The following is a 15,849-nucleotide window of genomic DNA, read 5'->3' as shown; positions in this document are numbered from 1 at the left end:
AGGGCGGGCCCTCGGCACAATCTGGCGGACGGCGTATGCAGCGTGGCGCCGCGCCCCCCCCAGGCTCACTCCGGCTGGATGCCCGCCGCCTTGACGACCTTGCTCCATTTGACGAGGTCGGACTGGATCAGCGCGGCGTACTCCTGCGGCGTTCCGCCCTGGATCTCGATGCCGGCGGCCTCCAGCTTGGCGCGCACGTCGGGCAGCTTGAGCGCGGCATTGATCTCGGCATTGAGCTTGTCGACGATCGCCTTGGGCGTGCCGGCCGGCGCCAGGAAGCCGCCGTTGGTGTTGGCGTCATAGCCCTTGAGCCCCTGCTCCTCCGCGGTCGGCACGTCCGGCAGCGTCGCTGCGCGCTTGCGGGTCGACACCGCCACCGCCCGGGCGTTGCCGGCCTTCACCTGCGTCTGGATGGCGCTGATGGTGTCGATGTAGAGCGCGGTGCGGCCGCCCAGCAGGTCCGGCTGGGCGGCGGAAGAGCCCTTGTACGGCACCAGCAGCATGTCCACGCCGGTGGCCATTCGGAACATCTCGGCCGCCATCTCCTGGGCACTGCCGCGGCCGGAGGTGGCGACCTTGGCCTGCTCGGGGTTGGCCTTCATCCAGGCCACGAACTCCGGCAGCGTCCTGGCGGGGATCTTCGGGTAGATGGCGAACACCAGCGGCACCACGTGGGTGTAGACGATGGGCTCGAAGCTCTTCTCCGGGTCCCAGCCCAGGTTCTTGAACAGGAACTTGTTGATGTTGTGGCTGCCGCCCACGATGCCGATCGTGTAGCCGTCGGGCGCCGCCTTGGCGAGCACCTCGGTGCCGAGGTTGTTGGAGGCGCCGGGCCGGTTGTCGATGACCACCGGCTGGCCCATCGACGCCGCCAGCTTGTCGCCCACGACGCGGGCGATGGTGTCGATGGCGCCGCCCGGCGGTGCCGGCACGATGACCCGGATGGCATGGGTCGGGTAGGCCTGGGCCGATGCGAGCATCGGCACCGCGGCCAGGGTCGCCGAGACGGCGAGGAACTTGAACAGGGATCTGCGTGGCATGGATGTCTCCTTCTTGATGGTGATCGAAAGCGGTCTTCAGCCACGCCCGACGTAGGGCATGGCGCTGGCCATGACGGTCATGTTCAGCACGTTGGCGCCGAGCGGCAGCGCTGCGATGTGGCGCACAGCGTCGGCCACGTGCTTCGCGTCCATCATGGGTTCGGGCGCCACCGTGCCGTTGGCCTGCAGCACGCCGCGCGTCATGCGCTCCGACAGTTCGGTCAGCGCATTGCCGATGTCGATCTGGCTGGCGACGATGCCGAATGCGCGGCCGTCCAGCGCCAGCGCCTTGGTCAGGCCCGACACCGCGTGCTTGCTGGCGGTGTAGGGCGCGGTGAAGGGGCGCGGCGTGTGCGCCGACACCGAGCCGTTGTTGATGATGCGCCCGCCCTGCGGCTGCTGGCGGCGCATCAGGCCGAAGGCCGCGCGCGCGCAAAGGAACACGCCGGTCACGTTGGTGTTCAGCACGGTGAACCACTGGTCCAGGGGCAGCTCGTCCATCGGCACCGCCGGAGCGTTGACGCCGGCGTTGTTGAACAGCAGGTCCAGCCGGCCGAAGCGGCGCTCGATGGCGTCGAACAGCGCCTGCACGCTGGCGGGCTCGGTCACGTCGGTGGGCACGGCCAGGGCGGTCCGGCCTCGCGCCTCGGCCTCGGCCGCCAGCGCATCCAAGGGCTCGCTGCGGCGGCCGGCCAGCACCACGGCCCAGCCATCGTCGAGCAGTCCGAGCGCCACGGTGCGGCCGATGCCGCTGCCGGCGCCGGTGACCAGCGCGATCTTCGGAGGGGACATTGCGTTCAAGTGAGACTCCTGGGTGGGTTGAATCCGGCACGGTCGCCGACGGTCATCGAGAAGCGGCCGATATCCGCGACGCCGCCGCTGACGACATCGCCCGGCTGCAGCGGGCCCACGCCTGCGGGCGTGCCGGTGTAGATCAGGTCGCCGGCCGCGAGCGTCACCGAGCGCGACAGCATTGCCACCAGTTCGGCCACCGGCCACAGGAGGCCGGACAGGTCGGCGCGCTGGCGTTCGACGCCATTGACCGCGAGCCATACGGCGCCCTGCCGCGGATGGCCGCAGAGGGCTGCCGGCACCAGCGGCGTGCAGGGCGCCGAGTGGTCGAAGGCCTTGGCGGCCTCCCAGGGGCCGCCGGCGCGCTTGGCCTGCTGCTGCAGGTCGCGCCGCGTGAGGTCCAGGCCCGCGGCATAGCCCCAGACGTGCTGCGGCTCCACCTCGTCCGGGTCGATGTCGAAGCCGCCACGGCCGATGGCGACCACCAGTTCGATCTCGTGGCAGAAGTCGCCGGTGGCCGGGGGATAGGGCAGCAGACCCTGCGCCGGCACCACCGCGCCGGCCGGCTTCATGAACCAGGCGGGCATCTCCACCGGCCTGGCCGGCTCGTCGGGGCCCCAGCGGTAGTTGCGGCCGATGCAGAACACGCGGCCGACAGGGAACAAGGCCGGGCGGCCCGCCACGGGCAGCGTGACGGGCGCAGGTGCCGGAAAGACCAAGGTCGTCATGGGATCAGGTGGTCAGGCTCCGCGCCGGGCGCTCGCCCGCCAGGGCCTGGGCGATGCTGTCGAGCACCATCTCGGCCATGGCGGTCCGGGTCTCCCAGGTGGCGCTGGCGCGGTGGGCCTGGAGGGTGACGCGGTCGGACTGGCGCAGCGCCAGGGGCACGCGGGGTTCGTCGACGAACACGTCCAGGCCCGCACCGGCGATGCGGCCGGCGGCCAGCGCCGCCGCCAGGTCGGCCTCGTTGACCAGGCGGCCGCGGGCGACGTTGACCAGGAAGCCGCGCGGGCCGAGGGCGTCGAGCACGGCCGCGTCGACGATGCCTTCGGCCTGGTCCGCCGCCGCGCACAGCACCAGCGCATCGGAGCCGCGCGCGAGCTCCACCAGGCTCGGCACGAAGCGATGGGGCACGTCGTCCATGGCACGCAGGTCGGTGTAGCTCACCGGGCAGCCGAAGGCCGCGGCCCGCACCGCGACGGCGCGGCCCACCCGGCCCATGCCGACGATGCCGACGCGCATGCCGCTGAACCGGCGCGCCAGCGGGATGGCGCTCGGCTGGGGGAAGCGCTCCCACTGGCCGTCGCGCACGAAGCGGTCGCCGGCACACAGGTTGCGGCAGGCGGCGATCAGCAGGCCGATGGCCAGGTCCGCCACGTCCTCGGTCAGCGCACCCAGGGTCGCCGTGACGGGCAGGCCGCGCGCGCGGCAGTATGCCAGGTCGACGGCGTCGGTGCCGACGCCGTTGACCGCCACCACCTTGAGGCTTGGCAACTGTTCGAGCATGGCGCGCGAGATGCCGGTGTGGCCGCCGGTGATCACGGCGTCGATGGAGGCGCCGTGGGCCCGCAGCCAGGCCTCGCCGTCGGCGGCCTCGAAGTGCTTGTGGACGGTGTAGCGCGAGGCTAGCTTGTCGTTGATCGCGGGGATCAGGATCGGATTGAGTTGCAGGACCTGGGAGTTCATGCCGGCCATGCTAGTTAATACTTGATATAAGCGTCAATATTGATTTATATAATCAACATATTTAGACCACTTGCATCCCACCATGGCTTCCTGGATATCGATGGACGAGGCCTGCCGCCTCCTCGGCGTGCGGCCCCAGACGGTCTACGCCTACGTCAGCCGCGGCAAGCTGGAGGTCGCGCCCGACCCGGCCGATACGCGCCGCAGCCTGTACCGCGCCGAGGACGTGGACGCCCTGGCCAAGCGCAAGCAGGCCGGCCGCAAGCACGAGACCCTGGCCGCCAACACGCTGTTCGGCTCGGAACCCAGCATCCCGACCGCGCTGTGCGCGTTCTTTCGCGAGCGCCCGTACTACCGCGGCCAGGATGCGGTGGAACTGGCCCGGACGGCCCACCTGGAAGACGTGGCGCAACTGTTGTGGGACGCCGAGCAGCCGTCCGACTTCTCGTGCGCCGCGGCGATGCGCTCGGGCACTCCCGGGCGGGTGGCCGCCTTCACCGCGCTGGCCGGCCTGGCGGCCAGCGGACACTCGATCCGCGGGCGCCTGACGCGGGTGCTGCACACCGAGGGCCAGGGCCTGGTGGGTCAGCTGGCCAACGCCTTCGGCGCCCAGCCGGGGCGCCAGCCGCTGCACCTGCGCTTCGCGCAGGGATGGAAGCAGACGCCGCGGGTGGCCGAGCTGCTGCGCACGGCGATGGTGCTGCTGGTCGACCACGAGCTGACCAGTTCGGCCTTCGTCGCCCGCATCACGGCGTCGACCGGCGCCTCGTTGCCTGCCTGCCTGCTGGCCGGATTGACCACCCTCTCGGGCCCCTTGCATGGCGACGCCTCGGGCCGGGTCCAGGCCTTGTTCAGCGAAGTAGAGCGGCTGGGCGAGGACCAGGTGCTGGCCCACTACCTGTCGACCGGCCTGCCCTTGGCCGGCTTCGGCCACCACCTCTATCCCGACGGCGATCCGCGCGCCGCCGCCCTGCTCGCTCTGTTCGAGCCCCCGGAGGTGATCGCGCGCTTCATCGACAAGGCGACGAGCCTGACCGGCTTGCGGCCCAACATCGACGTCGCCTTGGCGGCCCTGGTCGCGCACCACCGGCTGCCCGCCGATGCGGCCTTCGGCCTGTTCGCCACCGCGCGCAGCGTCGGGCTGCTGGCCCACAGCCTGGAACAACTGGGCGGCACCCAGGTGATCCGCCCGCGCGGGCGCTACGTGGGCCCGGTGCCGGAGCTGCCGCAGCAGACCAGGACGTAGGTCAACGGATCACCGTGTTCGCGTGCCTCGAGGAGAACCTCATGGCTGCCATGCACGGCCGTGCGGTCCGGCCCGCCCTGGAGCAGGCCTATGGCTTGCCCAAGACGGCCACTTTCCCAGAAGGTAGGCGCCGCCAACGCCGAGGCAAGCGGCAGGGCGCGCGCCAATCGGACCCGCTCCTGTCGGCTCGCTGTGGCACAGTCCGGCCAGGGCGCAGTGGCTCGCCAGCGGCGGCCAGGCGCTGTGGTCGACCGCCGAGACCAGCGATGAACGCGTTCTGCGAGACACGTGCGCCGGCCTCTTCCACGTGGCCCGTGACGGCGAACAACTGGCCGGCGTCATGAAGTTCGAACTGGAGGACGCCGCATGAAGATTGAATCAGGTCCGATGCCCGCCGGCCGACGGCCCGACGCGTTCGAGACGAGGCTGCGGTTCTGCTGCGGCGCGCTGCTGGGCCTGCTCGTCGGCCTGGGCATGTGCGTCAAGCTATGGCCGCTGGGCATCTTCGCCGTGTGCGCGCTCTTGACCCTCGCAGTCGTCGCCTGCGGCATGGGCGCGGCTCGCCTGGGCGACAGATTCTGGGCCGGTCTTCGCTGGCTCCAGTAGATTTGCAGAAAGCATGACGACCGCACTGACCACCGCCGTTGCCCGGACGCCGTTCGGCCCGATCGAGTACGCCATCGTCGGTGAGGGCATTCCGGTGCTCGTGATCCATGGCAGCCCGGGCGGCATCGACGCAGCCGAGCTGATGGCCCGCTTCCTGCCGAAGGCGCGGTTCAAGGCCATCCTGGTGTCCCGGCCCGGCTACCTCGGCACCGCGCTGGGCGACCGGCGCACCATCGACCAGCAGGCCGACCTGCTCGCCGCGCTGCTGGACGAACTCGCCATCGCCAGGGCCGCGGTCTACAGCTGGTCCGGCGGAGGCCCTGCCGGCTACCGGCTGGCCGTCAGGCATCCCGGCAAGGTCGTGTCGCTGGTCGCCTTCGCCGCGGTCAGCCAGGCGTACCGCGACACGCACGCCAGCGCCGTCTCCCGGTTGATGTTCACCACATCGACCGGACGCTGGCTCATGCGGGTGCTTGCGGCACACCAGCCCAGGCAGTACATCGCCGGCGCGCTCAGCAGCGAAGGGCACCTGACCAGGGCGCAGCTGGCGGCGCAGGTGGATGCGGTGTTCGCCGACGATACCAAGCGCCAGTTCGTTCTCGACCTCGGCCCGACCGCCGAGCAGGGCAAGGACCGGTGCGACGGCTACGACAACGACCTCGCGCAGTTCGGCCGAATCGCGTCGCTCGAGCTCGAGCGGATCACGGCGCCCACGCTGATCGTCCAGGGCACGGTCGACGCGGACCTGCCGCCTTCGCACAGCGACTTCGCGGCCGCGACGATCCCGGGCGCCGAGCTGCTCGCGCTCGAAGAAGGCACCCACCTGGCGCTCTACACGAACGCCGACGCCGAGGCCGCCCAGCAGCGCGTCATCCAGTTCTTGAGTGCGCACTGACCTGCGGGTTGGTCACAATGGCGTGGCTGAGGATCCATCCATCCCATGAACCATGCATGCCCCTCGTGCCGCGGCGCCGGCATCCCGGCCTTGGCGAAGCGATGGTCGGCGCGCGAATGCCCGGCCACATGCGCGCTCTGCGGCGGTCTTTCGCATGTCCTGGCCAGTACGTCGAACGGCATCTTCGTCGGCACCCTTCTGGTGTTCATCGTCGCCCTGATTGCGGCGATTGCGCTCACCGGAGCGCCCTGGCTCGCCGCCGTTCTGGCGGTCTGCCCTACGCTGGCGTTCAACTGGTGGGCATGGCGCCGGGCGGACATGTTTCCGATCCCGAAGGAGAACGCGCAGGCCGCGGCGGCGGTCGGTTGGTTCCTGGCCGGCCTCTATGCGCTGTTCGCGCTATTTGGCTGAAAAACGCCAACTGGACGTTGTCAGCCCGAGCGTGTAGGGTTCATCCCATCGAAATCGAGGAGCCCTCCGTGCGAACTGCGCAGCCAATGAGCATCACGCCGCCGAACGACGCGGCGGACACCGCGAGGGTCAAGGTGCAACGCATTCTTTGTTCGATCGTCGGCATGTTTGCCATCTGGACGCTGGCGGCCTGCCAGCAACCGATACCAGGTCCGTCGATCGGTGTCGGCAATCCCCATCCAGTGAGCAGCTACGTTTGCGGTGGGACACGCCTGGCCGTGCGCTTGATGGGAGAAAGCGCCTCGGTCTCCGTCGACGGAGCGGCCGCCATCGATCTTCCCGCGATCGGAAAGTCGGGGACCACGTTCTCCAACGGACGCCAAACGATGTTCATCGAACAGGGCCGCACCTCGTGGGCCGTGGGGCGCGCCACGCCGGTGGCTTGCACCGGCGGCTAGGCGTTGTCGCCCGCCATGGCGGGACAAGGCCGCATGGCGGAGAGTGTGAGATTCGAACTCACGGACGGTTTCCCGTCGGCAGTTTTCAAGACTGCTGGTTTAAACCACTCACCCAACTCTCCTGGGCTGCCGTCGCCTTGCACGGCGGCAGGGTCGGGATTTTAGTCGTTCGCGGCCGGCGCCCAGCCGCGCAGCACCAGGTCGACGATGCCCTCCGCCCAGACCCGCCGTTCGTCGGGCCCCGCCAAGGGCTTCGAGATGAAGAAGCGCACGCCGCCGAAGGCCAGGGTCGACAGCTGCACGGCGGCCAGTTCGGGCGCCGGCACGCGCAGCTTGCCGGCGCGGTGGGCCTCGGCGAGGTAGTCGACCACCGGGGCCAGCACGTAGCTGTTCTCGGCGTAGAGCGACTTCGCCAGTTCCGGGAAGCGCACCGCCTCGGCGATCACCAGCCGCATCAGCGCCAGGGTCTTGGGCTCGCTCGCGCTCAGGTACATGCGCTCGACCAGGTCGGTCAGGGTCTGGCGCTCGTCGCTGCCACGGTGCACCAGCGTGTTCTGCATGGTCTCGCGGGCATTGCTCACGGCGCGGTGCGCCACTTCGCGGAACAAGGCTTCCTTGTTGTCGAACTGGCGGTAGATGGTGATCTTCGCCACGCCCGCCTCGCGCGCGATGGCCTCGATGCTGGTGGCCGAGTAGCCCTTCTCCAGGAAGGACTCGAGCGCCGCCGCCAGGAAGGACTCGCGCAGCGCAGCCGCCTGCTCGGGGCTGGGGCGGCCCCGCGAGCGGCGCTTGGTCGATGACTCGGTGTGTTCGATGCTTTCTTCGTTGTGTTCCATGGCGCTTGTCGTCGTTCCCTCAGTCCGGCAGAAAGATGGACTGCAGGTCGCTCAAAAAGTCGAAGCCGCGCGTGGTCGGCCAGACACGGGCAAGGTCCCGTTCGATCAATCCCTTGCGCTCGGCCTCCTCCAGGCCGCGTTGGATGCTGGTGATGGCCAAGCCGGTGCGCTCGCCGAATTCCGCAAGCCTAAACCCATCCTTCAGCCGCAGGGCATTGAGCATGTATTCAAAAGGCAATGCAGCGATGCCGACCTCCTCGCTTTGCGCCACCGCCCGGCCGGCGATCGCGTTGTCCATGTACAGGCGCGGCTCCCGGAACCGCACCTGCCGCACCACCCGGTGCGCAAAGCTCAATTTGCTGTGGGCGCCGGCGCCGATTCCCAGGTAATCGCCGAACTGCCAGTAATTCAAATTGTGTGCACAGGCATGGCCCGTTCGCGCGTAGGCCGATATCTCGTATCGATGGAGGCCGTGGGTGGCCGTGCGTTCCGTGATGCGGTCGAGCATCTCGTATGCCGCATCGTCCTCGGGAATCGCGGGCGGGAACTTGGCGAAGTAGGTGTTGGGCTCGATGGTCAGGTGGTACACCGACAGGTGCGGCGGCGCCAGCGCCAGCGCCTGGTCCAGGTCGGCGTCGAGGCCTTCCAAGGTCTGGCCCGGCAGCGCGTACATCAGGTCGAGGTTGAAGGTGTCGAAGGCGGCAGCCGCCTCTTCGACCGCGGCGATGGCCTGGGCCCGGTCGTGCACCCGGCCGAGCGCCTTCAGGTGCTCGTCATTGAAGCTCTGCACGCCGACCGACAGCCGCGTGACGCCGGCCGCGCGGTAGGCGCGGAAGCGGTCGCGCTCGAAGGTGCCGGGGTTGGCCTCCAAGCTGATCTCGCAGTCGGGCGCGAGCTTGAGGCGCGCCCGCAGGTCGCCGATCAGGCGGTCGATGGCGGCCGGCGAGAACAGGCTGGGCGTGCCGCCGCCGATGAAGATGGTGTGCACGGTGCGCCCCCACACCAGCGGCAGCGCGGCGTCGAGGTCGGCCACCAGGGCATCGATGTAGCGCTGCTCGGGCAGCGCGTCGCCGCCGCTGCGCCATTCGTGCGAGTTGAAGTCGCAGTAGGGGCACTTGCGCAGGCACCACGGCAGGTGCACGTAGAGCGACAGCGGTGGCAGCGCCGCCAGCTGCAGCGGGCCCGGCCGCATCAGGTGCAGCACGTCGTTGGCGCCGGCCGCGCCCGCGGCGGCCTCTTCGGCGCCGGGGGCGATCGGGATGACGATGCTCACGGCGACAGCCAGCGCTCGCGCATCAGGGCCAGCATCGCCCGGGCGGCCTGGCCGCGATGGCTGTTGGCGTTCTTCACGTCGGTCGGCAGCTGGGCGAAGGTCTTGCCGAACTGGGGCAGGAACATCACGGGGTCGAAGCCGAAGCCGTTGTCGCCGATGCGCTCGCGCGTGATCTCGCCGGGCGCGCGGCCGACCGCGATCAGCGGCTCGGGGTCGTCGGCGCTGCGCAGCGCCACCAGGGTGCTGACCAGCGCAGCGCGGCGGTCGTCGACCGCGGCCATCTGCTCGAGCAGCGCGCGCACGTTGTTGGCGTCGCCCTTCTCGTAGCCGAACTGCGTCGCGTAGTAGGCCGTGTCGACGCCGGGCAGGCCGCCGAAGGCGTCGACGCACAGGCCGGCATCGTCGGCGATCGCCGGCAGGCCGGTGACGGCCGCGGCGTGGCGGGCCTTGGCCAGCGCGTTCTCGACGAAGGTGCGGAAGGGCTCTTCGGCTTCGCCGACGCCGAGTTCGGATTGCCGCACCAGCTCGACGCCGAGCGGTGCGAACAGCGCCTGCAGCTCCGCGAGCTTGCCGGCGTTGTTGGATGCGAGGACCAGTTTCATGTCAACGGGCGCGGGTGCGCGGGATCGATCCTCAAGCGGCCAGGGCCTGCGTCTGCAGCGCGGTCAGCTCGCCGATGCCCTTCTCGGCGAGGGCCAGCAGGGCGTTCATCTCGTCGCGCGTGAAGGCCGCGCCTTCGGCCGTGCCCTGCACTTCGACGAAGTGGCCGGCGCCGGTCATGACGACGTTCATGTCGGTGTCGCAGGCCGAGTCCTCGGTGTATTCGAGGTCGAGCAGCGGCGTGCCCTGCACGATGCCGACCGAGATCGCCGCCACGTGGCCGAGGATCGGCGTCGCCTGGATCTTGCCCGCCGCCAGCAGCTTGTCGACCGCGTCCTGCGCGGCCACGAAGGCGCCCGTGATGGCCGCGGTGCGGGTGCCGCCGTCGGCCTGCAGCACGTCGCAGTCGAGGTGGATGGTGCGCTCGCCGAGGGCGGCCAGGTTGAACACGGCGCGCATCGAGCGGCCGATGAGGCGCTGGATCTCCTGCGTGCGGCCGCTCTGCTTGCCGCGGGCGGCTTCGCGGTCGCTGCGGGTGTGGGTGGCGCGGGGCAGCATGCCGTATTCGGCCGTGACCCAGCCCTCGCCGCTGCCGCGCTTGTGCGGCGGCACCTTCTCTTCGACCGAGGCGGTGCACAGCACGCGGGTCTGGCCGAACTCGATCAGGACCGAGCCCTCGGCATGGATGGTGAAACCGCGGGTGATGCGCACGGGGCGCAGCTGGTCGGCCGCACGGCCGCCGCTTCGAACGAAAACTGTCATGGTGAACGGAAAGAAAGGATTGAAACGGTCAGCCCTTGCGGGCTGCGGAGCGCTTGATCGCCTCGTTGATCTCGGCGATGGAGCGCTCGATGGCGTCGTCGTCGAGGTCGTCGAGCTCGCTGTCGGACGGCATGCCGGCCTGGATGGTGGAGGCGAACACGCCGTCGCTGATGCTGTCGGTCGACACGCCGCGCTTCTGGCCCGGCGCGTCGGGGGTTTCCCATTCGAGGGCGATCAGCGTGACGTTGTCGCTGTGGGTGCCGCCGTTGCGCAGCGCCATCTCGGCCAGGTCGGGCGCCGAGTCGGACACCGGCTTGCCGGACGAGAGGATGTGGACGATGACGCTGTCGTCGAGCACGCCCCAGACGCCGTCCGAGCACAACATGATGCGGTCGCCGCGCTGCAGCTGCAGCGGCGCCGAGACGTCGAACAGCGGCGTGGTCGGCGAGCCCAGGCAGGTCAGCAGCAGGTTGCGGTTGACCGGCTCGGGGCCGGCATTGGCGCGCGGGCGCTCGGCGTGCGAATGGTCGCGGGTGCGGGTCAGCAGCTCGCCCTCGCGGATCACGTAGAGCCGCGAGTCGCCGCAATGGATCCAGCTGGCGGAGTTGTCCTGGATGACGGCCGCCACGACCGTGGTGCGGGGCGTGTCGAGCATCCCCTTGTTGCCGGCGTAGCGCATGATCTGCTGGTGCGCGGCCATCACCGAGGCGGTCAGGAAGGCCTTGACGTCCTTGACCACCGGCCGCGCCTCGCGCTGGTAGAGCGCCGCGATGGTCTGCAGCGCCAACTGGGCCGCCACCTCGCCTTCGGGGTGCCCGCCCATGCCGTCGGCCAGCACGAACAACCCGGATTCCCGCGTGTAGCAGTAGCCCATGCGGTCTTCGTTCTTGAGGCGGCCCCCTTTGCGGCTGACCTGGAATACCGAGAATTTCATGCGGGGCGTGTGGTGGGTGCTGCGGCCTTGGGCAGCCCCTTCTTTTCGAAGGAGCGCATGTTGTCGATGGAAAGCCTGACCTTCTCGCCGACCGTGAGCTTGGTGTAGCGGCGCTCGCCTTCGCGGCTGAGCTCCTTCTGCAGCGCGAACACCGACTGCGGGCGCGACAGCGGGTCGAGCGACATGCACCATTCGACCACCTCGATCAGGTTGTCGGAGTAGATGCCGCGCAGGCGCGAGAGCGACAGGCCGAGGCGGTCTTTCTCGATGCGCTGCGGCGCGTCGTTGGGCGGATAGCCCTGCATGCAGGCGTAGATGCAGGCGCCGATGGCGTAGATGTCGGTCCAGGGACCCATCGACGAATCGCGCCGGTACATCTCGGGGGCCGCGAAGCCGGGGGTGTACATCGGGCGGATGAAGTTGCCCTCCTTGGACAGCACTTCGCGGGCGGCGCCGAAGTCGATCATCACGGCGCGGTCGTCGTCGGTGACGAAGATGTTGGCCGGCTTGATGTCCAGGTGCAGCATCTTGTGCTGGTGGACGATGCGCAGGCCGCGCAGAATCTCGTCGAAGAGCGATCGGATCGTCGACTCTCTGAATACTTTCTGCTTCTTCAAGTCGCGCGCGGTGACGATGAAATCCTGCAGGGTGGCGCCCTCCAGGTAGTTCATGACCATGTAGACGGTCTCGTTCTCGCGGAAGAAGTTGAGGACGCTGACCACCGAGGCGTGCGAGATCTGGGCCAGCGAGCGGCCTTCCTCGAAGAAGCTCTTGAGGCCCAGACGGTAGAGCGAGAGCTTTTCGGGCGGCACCTGGGGATTGAGCTCGCCGGTGCCGCGGGTGGCCAGGGACGAGGGCAGGTATTCCTTGATGGCAACCTGCTGGCCACTGGTGTCGACGGCCAGGTAGACGACGCCGAAGCCACCGGCGGACAACCGCCGCACGACGCGGTAGCCCCCGATCATCGTGTCGGGAAGCAGGGGCGAAGGTTTGACCTTTGACATAATCCGGGAGTTTCGCCCGAAGGCGATGGTGCGGCAAGCGAACGCGGTGCCGGGCCTCGGTGAAACGCAAACAAACCACAGCGAGGCGCGATGCCAGTTTACAGCATGACCGGCTATGCCAGCGGCCAGAACGGCCCCACAGGCAGCCACTCCGACGCCGAAACCAGGCCCCAGCCCACGGGCCGCCTCGGGGTCGAGATCCGCTCGGTCAACAGCCGATTCCTCGACCTCACCTTCAAGCTCCCCGAGGAGCTGCGCCAGCACGAACCGGCGCTGCGCGAGCTGCTCACCGGGCAGCTCAAGCGCGGCAAGGTGGAATTGCGGGTGGCGTTCGAGAACCCCGCCAGCGCCGGCGTGGCCGATCCGTCGACCAAGCTGCTGCAGCGCCTGAACGGGGTCCAGGACAACATCAAGTCCTGGCTCCCGAGCGCCCGCGACCTGAGCGTGGCCGACGTGCTGCGGCTGGCGGCCGGCGATTCGGCGCCGCGCGGCGACCTGGGGCCGGACCTGACCGAACTGGCGGAAAAGACCCTGAAGGCCCTGCTGGCGGCCCGCGAGCGCGAAGGCGCCCGGCTGGCCAAGATGCTGCTGGACCACTTGGGCCAGCTGCGCAAGCTGGCGGCGCAGGCGCTGCCGCTGGTGCCGAAGCTGGTCGAGCAGCAGCGCAACCGCTTCCTCGAACGCTGGCAGGAGGCGATGGGCCTGGGCGGCGGCGCCACCGCGCCCGAGGCGGCGCAGGACCGAGCCCTGTCGGAAGCCACCGCTTTCGCGATCCGCATCGACGTGGCGGAAGAGCTGACCCGGCTGGATTCGCACCTGGACGAGATCGAGCGGCTGGCGAAGAAGGGCGGGGAGATCGGCAAACGGCTCGACTTCCTGATCCAGGAGCTGCACCGCGAGGCCAACACCCTGGGCTCGAAGTCGGCGACGCTGGAAATGACCCGGATCGGGGTCGACATGAAGGTGCTGGTGGAGCAGATGCGCGAGCAGGTGCAGAACATCGAGTGAAGGCGGGCGTCACAAACGCCCGGCGTCCAACGTCTGAGACGCAATGACCGACCCCACCACCACCTTCAACCGCCTCCGCCCCCGCCTGCAGGGCATCGCCTACCGCATGCTCGGCTCGGTGGCCGAGGCCGAGGACGTGGTGCAGGACGCCTGGCTGCGCTGGCATGAATCGGACCCCTCCGGCATCGACAACGCCGAGGCCTGGCTGGTCACGATCACCACGCGGATCGCGATCGACCGGCTGCGCGCCGCCAAGGTGCAGCGCGCCCACTACGTCGGCTACTGGCTGCCCGAGCCGGTCCTGACCGATGCGCCTTCGACGCCCGAACAGACCAAGGAACTGTCGGACGACGTCTCGGTGGCATTCCTGTTCATGCTCGAACGGCTGGCGCCCGAGGCCCGCGCCGCCTTCCTGCTGCGCGAGGTGTTCGACGCCGACTACGACGAGGTGGCCAAGGCCGTCGGCAAGAGCGAGGCGGCCTGCCGCCAGATCGTGCACCGCGCCAAGGCGCAGCTGCGCGAGGAGCGGCCGCGCTTCGCGGTCTCGCGGGATGCCCACCACCAACTGATGCGGGGCTTCGCCGAGGCGCTGTCGCGCGGCGACTTCGCGGCCATGAACGGCATGCTGGCCGAGAACGCCGAGCTGATCGGCGACGGCGGCGGCATCGTGCCGAGCTTCGGCAAGCCGCTGCTCGGCGGCCAGCGCATCGCGCAGCTCTTCTATGCCTCGCACCTGCGCTTCGGCAGCGGCGTGCGGGTGGAGCTCGCGATGATCAATGGCGAGTGGGCGCTGCTGCGCTTCATCGACGGGGTGCTGGAATCCGCGCAGTCGTACGAGACCGATGGCGCGCACATCACGCGCATCCACGTGCAGCGCAATCCCGAGAAGCTGGCGCGGCTGGCGGCGGCTTTTCAGGGACATTGAGGCAAGGCCTGTCACAAACCGGCGAACTGGCGCGTCTTGTGGGTATGGATGCAAAGACAGACCCGTCCATGCAGCGAGATTTCGCAAACGGTTCCTCAGCCGATCTGGGGCTCACCAGGAAGTGACCATGACCCAACGCATCAACGCCATGCAGCAATCGCCCGAGCTGTTCAAGAAATTCGTCGAATTCAGCATGCTGGAGAAGAGCAGCGCCATCGAGCAGAAGATCCTGGACCTGGTGCACATCCGCGCCTCGCAGATCAACGGCTGCGGCTTCTGCCTCGACATGCACGTCAAGGAAGCCAAGCTGCACGGCGAGCGCGAACTGCGCCTGCACCACCTCGCGATCTGGCGCGAATCGACCCTGTTCAGCCCGCGCGAGCGCGCCGCCCTGGCCTGGACCGAGAACCTGACCCGGCTGCCCGAGCACGGCGTGCCCGACGATGTCTTCGACCGCGTGCGCACCCAGCTGTCGGAAAAGGAGCTCTCCGACCTGAGCTTTTCCGTGATGGCGATCAACGCCTGGAACCGGCTCAACGTCGGTTTCCGCACCGTGCCGGGCTCGGCCGACAAGGCCTACGGCCTCGACAAGGCAGGACTGGAGTGAACACCATGAAGATCGTCGTCATCGGCGGCTCCGGCCTGATCGGCAGCAAGCTCGTCGCCAACCTTCGCCAGCGCGGCCACGAGGTGCTCGCGGCCTCGCCGGCCTCGGGCGTCAACACGATCACCGGCGAAGGCCTGGCCGAGGCGCTCGCTGGCGCCCAGGTGGTGGTCGACGTCGCGAACTCACCTTCGTTCGAGGACAAGGCGGTGCTGGAATTCTTCCAGACCGCGGGCCGCAACCTGCTGGCGGCCGAGGCCGCGGCGGGCGTGAAGCACCACGTGGCGCTGTCGGTGGTCGGCACCGACCGGCTGGCCGAAAGCGGCTACTTCCGCGGCAAGATCGCGCAGGAGCTGCTGATTCGCGCGGGCTCGATTCCCTACACGATCGTCCATTCGACGCAGTTCTTCGAATTCCTGGGCGGCATCGCGCAGTCGGGCGCCGACGGCCAGACCGTGAAGCTGTCGCCGGCCTTCGTGCAGCCGATCGCGTCCGACGACGTGGCGGCGGCGATGGCCGAGTACACGCTGGGCGCACCGGTCAACGGCGTGGTCGAGATCGCGGGGCCGGAGCGCGTGCGGATGCCCGAGCTGCTGCAGCGTTACCTGGCCGCCACGAAGGACTCGCGCCAGGTCGTGGCCGATCCGCAGGCGCGCTACTTCGGCGCCCGGCTCGACGACGACACGCTGGTGCCGAGCGGCCAGAACCCGTGGCTGGGATCGATGGGGTTCGAGGCCTGGTTCCAGCGGACCGCCGCCTCGAAGTAGGC

At 69.3% G+C, this 15,849-nt stretch carries 19 protein-coding genes and 1 tRNA gene; 9 read left to right on the top strand and 11 right to left on the bottom strand.

The features are described 5' to 3' along the window. Positions 1–65 precede the first annotated feature (65 nt). From QTI33_RS11885 to QTI33_RS11870, 4 genes are read right to left on the bottom strand one after another with little or no spacing between them, the layout of a single operon-like run. Positions 66–1,040, bottom strand: a complete 975-nt coding sequence (locus tag QTI33_RS11885) for a Bug family tripartite tricarboxylate transporter substrate binding protein (RefSeq protein ID WP_286506141.1) — start codon at positions 1,038–1,040, stop codon at positions 66–68. A gap of 36 nt (positions 1,041–1,076) precedes the next feature. Then, on the bottom strand, positions 1,077–1,832 hold the full coding sequence (locus QTI33_RS11880; RefSeq protein ID WP_286506331.1) for an SDR family oxidoreductase: 756 nt from the start codon (positions 1,830–1,832) through the stop codon (positions 1,077–1,079). Positions 1,833–1,837: 5 nt separating this feature from the next. Beyond that, positions 1,838–2,560, bottom strand: coding sequence for a fumarylacetoacetate hydrolase family protein (locus tag QTI33_RS11875; protein ID WP_286506140.1), 723 nt, complete (start codon positions 2,558–2,560; stop codon positions 1,838–1,840). Positions 2,561–2,564: 4 nt separating this feature from the next. Beyond that, entirely contained in the window at positions 2,565–3,518 is a 954-nt protein-coding gene (locus QTI33_RS11870; protein WP_286506139.1) for an NAD(P)-dependent oxidoreductase, read from the bottom strand. Between the two features lie 82 nt (positions 3,519–3,600). Here QTI33_RS11870 and QTI33_RS11865 point away from each other — a divergent pair, with 82 nt between their 5' ends. The 5 genes from QTI33_RS11865 to QTI33_RS11845 all read left to right on the top strand — a co-directional run bounded on the left by QTI33_RS11865 (position 3,601) and on the right by QTI33_RS11845 (position 7,134). Further along, complete coding sequence (locus QTI33_RS11865; RefSeq protein WP_286506138.1) at positions 3,601–4,764, top strand: citrate synthase family protein; 1,164 nt, start codon at positions 3,601–3,603, stop codon at positions 4,762–4,764. 366 nt (positions 4,765–5,130) lie between these two features. After that, the gene (locus tag QTI33_RS11860; protein ID WP_286506137.1) at positions 5,131–5,370 is read left to right on the top strand and encodes a hypothetical protein; all 240 of its coding nucleotides are present in this window, start codon (positions 5,131–5,133) and stop codon (positions 5,368–5,370) included. Between the two features lie 13 nt (positions 5,371–5,383). Beyond that, the gene (locus tag QTI33_RS11855) at positions 5,384–6,265 is read left to right on the top strand and encodes an alpha/beta fold hydrolase (protein WP_286506136.1); all 882 of its coding nucleotides are present in this window, start codon (positions 5,384–5,386) and stop codon (positions 6,263–6,265) included. Positions 6,266–6,310: 45 nt separating this feature from the next. Then, positions 6,311–6,676, top strand: coding sequence for a hypothetical protein (locus QTI33_RS11850; RefSeq protein WP_286506135.1), 366 nt, complete (start codon positions 6,311–6,313; stop codon positions 6,674–6,676). A gap of 86 nt (positions 6,677–6,762) precedes the next feature. Beyond that, on the top strand, positions 6,763–7,134 hold the full coding sequence (locus QTI33_RS11845; protein ID WP_286506134.1) for a hypothetical protein: 372 nt from the start codon (positions 6,763–6,765) through the stop codon (positions 7,132–7,134). 34 nt (positions 7,135–7,168) lie between these two features. Here QTI33_RS11845 and QTI33_RS11840 read toward each other — a convergent pair. The 7 genes from QTI33_RS11840 to QTI33_RS11810 form a co-directional block, all read right to left on the bottom strand. Continuing rightward, positions 7,169–7,256: transfer RNA gene (locus QTI33_RS11840), tRNA-Ser, on the bottom strand. Between the two features lie 39 nt (positions 7,257–7,295). Further along, positions 7,296–7,970, bottom strand: a complete 675-nt coding sequence (locus tag QTI33_RS11835) for a TetR/AcrR family transcriptional regulator (protein WP_286506133.1) — start codon at positions 7,968–7,970, stop codon at positions 7,296–7,298. 19 nt (positions 7,971–7,989) lie between these two features. Next, positions 7,990–9,243 carry a radical SAM family heme chaperone HemW gene (hemW, locus tag QTI33_RS11830; protein WP_444814834.1) on the bottom strand — a complete coding sequence of 418 codons (1,254 nt, stop codon included), beginning with the start codon at positions 9,241–9,243 and terminating at the stop codon, positions 7,990–7,992. Further along, positions 9,240–9,845 carry an RdgB/HAM1 family non-canonical purine NTP pyrophosphatase gene (gene rdgB, locus QTI33_RS11825; protein WP_286506131.1) on the bottom strand — a complete coding sequence of 202 codons (606 nt, stop codon included), beginning with the start codon at positions 9,843–9,845 and terminating at the stop codon, positions 9,240–9,242. Before rdgB ends, hemW begins: the two co-directional genes overlap by 4 nt. A gap of 31 nt (positions 9,846–9,876) precedes the next feature. Next, positions 9,877–10,605 (bottom strand): ribonuclease PH, encoded by a 729-nt coding sequence (rph, locus tag QTI33_RS11820; RefSeq protein WP_286506129.1) that lies wholly within the window; start codon positions 10,603–10,605, stop codon positions 9,877–9,879. A 28-nt stretch (positions 10,606–10,633) separates the two neighbouring features. Continuing rightward, complete coding sequence (locus tag QTI33_RS11815; protein WP_286506128.1) at positions 10,634–11,539, bottom strand: PP2C family protein-serine/threonine phosphatase; 906 nt, start codon at positions 11,537–11,539, stop codon at positions 10,634–10,636. Continuing rightward, complete coding sequence (locus QTI33_RS11810; RefSeq protein ID WP_286506127.1) at positions 11,536–12,543, bottom strand: serine/threonine protein kinase; 1,008 nt, start codon at positions 12,541–12,543, stop codon at positions 11,536–11,538. The genes QTI33_RS11815 and QTI33_RS11810 overlap by 4 nt, the downstream gene beginning before the upstream one ends. Before the next feature lie 90 nt (positions 12,544–12,633). On the opposite strand from QTI33_RS11810, the gene QTI33_RS11805 reads away from it, so the two are divergent. The 4 genes from QTI33_RS11805 to QTI33_RS11790 all read left to right on the top strand — a co-directional run bounded on the left by QTI33_RS11805 (position 12,634) and on the right by QTI33_RS11790 (position 15,847). Beyond that, positions 12,634–13,551: a YicC/YloC family endoribonuclease gene (locus QTI33_RS11805; protein ID WP_286506126.1), complete on the top strand. Its 918-nt coding sequence runs from the start codon at positions 12,634–12,636 to the stop codon at positions 13,549–13,551. A gap of 43 nt (positions 13,552–13,594) precedes the next feature. After that, positions 13,595–14,476 carry an RNA polymerase sigma-70 factor gene (locus QTI33_RS11800; RefSeq protein ID WP_286506125.1) on the top strand — a complete coding sequence of 294 codons (882 nt, stop codon included), beginning with the start codon at positions 13,595–13,597 and terminating at the stop codon, positions 14,474–14,476. Between the two features lie 127 nt (positions 14,477–14,603). Then, positions 14,604–15,083, top strand: a complete 480-nt coding sequence (locus QTI33_RS11795; protein WP_286506124.1) for a carboxymuconolactone decarboxylase family protein — start codon at positions 14,604–14,606, stop codon at positions 15,081–15,083. A gap of 5 nt (positions 15,084–15,088) precedes the next feature. After that, complete coding sequence (locus QTI33_RS11790; RefSeq protein WP_286506123.1) at positions 15,089–15,847, top strand: SDR family oxidoreductase; 759 nt, start codon at positions 15,089–15,091, stop codon at positions 15,845–15,847. Positions 15,848–15,849 lie beyond the last annotated feature (2 nt).

It is taken from the genome of Variovorax davisae (assembly GCF_030316845.1).
Lineage (GTDB): Bacteria > Pseudomonadota > Gammaproteobacteria > Burkholderiales > Burkholderiaceae_C > Variovorax > Variovorax davisae.
Note: the sequence above shows the minus strand (reverse complement) of the source record. Positions and strands in the feature narration are given on the sequence as shown.

Coding starts and splice junctions, on each gene's coding strand:
- QTI33_RS11885 (WP_286506141.1), bottom strand. CDS start 1,040: ATGCCACGCAGATCCCTGTTCAAGTTCCTCGCCGTCTCGGCGACCCTG.
- QTI33_RS11880 (WP_286506331.1), bottom strand. CDS start 1,832: ATGTCCCCTCCGAAGATCGCGCTGGTCACCGGCGCCGGCAGCGGCATC.
- QTI33_RS11875 (WP_286506140.1), bottom strand. CDS start 2,560: ATGACGACCTTGGTCTTTCCGGCACCTGCGCCCGTCACGCTGCCCGTG.
- QTI33_RS11870 (WP_286506139.1), bottom strand. CDS start 3,518: ATGAACTCCCAGGTCCTGCAACTCAATCCGATCCTGATCCCCGCGATC.
- QTI33_RS11865 (WP_286506138.1), top strand. CDS start 3,601: ATGGCTTCCTGGATATCGATGGACGAGGCCTGCCGCCTCCTCGGCGTG.
- QTI33_RS11860 (WP_286506137.1), top strand. CDS start 5,131: ATGAAGATTGAATCAGGTCCGATGCCCGCCGGCCGACGGCCCGACGCG.
- QTI33_RS11855 (WP_286506136.1), top strand. CDS start 5,384: ATGACGACCGCACTGACCACCGCCGTTGCCCGGACGCCGTTCGGCCCG.
- QTI33_RS11850 (WP_286506135.1), top strand. CDS start 6,311: ATGAACCATGCATGCCCCTCGTGCCGCGGCGCCGGCATCCCGGCCTTG.
- QTI33_RS11845 (WP_286506134.1), top strand. CDS start 6,763: ATGAGCATCACGCCGCCGAACGACGCGGCGGACACCGCGAGGGTCAAG.
- QTI33_RS11835 (WP_286506133.1), bottom strand. CDS start 7,970: ATGGAACACAACGAAGAAAGCATCGAACACACCGAGTCATCGACCAAG.
- rdgB (WP_286506131.1), bottom strand. CDS start 9,845: ATGAAACTGGTCCTCGCATCCAACAACGCCGGCAAGCTCGCGGAGCTG.
- rph (WP_286506129.1), bottom strand. CDS start 10,605: ATGACAGTTTTCGTTCGAAGCGGCGGCCGTGCGGCCGACCAGCTGCGC.
- QTI33_RS11815 (WP_286506128.1), bottom strand. CDS start 11,539: ATGAAATTCTCGGTATTCCAGGTCAGCCGCAAAGGGGGCCGCCTCAAG.
- QTI33_RS11810 (WP_286506127.1), bottom strand. CDS start 12,543: ATGTCAAAGGTCAAACCTTCGCCCCTGCTTCCCGACACGATGATCGGG.
- QTI33_RS11805 (WP_286506126.1), top strand. CDS start 12,634: ATGCCAGTTTACAGCATGACCGGCTATGCCAGCGGCCAGAACGGCCCC.
- QTI33_RS11800 (WP_286506125.1), top strand. CDS start 13,595: ATGACCGACCCCACCACCACCTTCAACCGCCTCCGCCCCCGCCTGCAG.
- QTI33_RS11795 (WP_286506124.1), top strand. CDS start 14,604: ATGACCCAACGCATCAACGCCATGCAGCAATCGCCCGAGCTGTTCAAG.
- QTI33_RS11790 (WP_286506123.1), top strand. CDS start 15,089: ATGAAGATCGTCGTCATCGGCGGCTCCGGCCTGATCGGCAGCAAGCTC.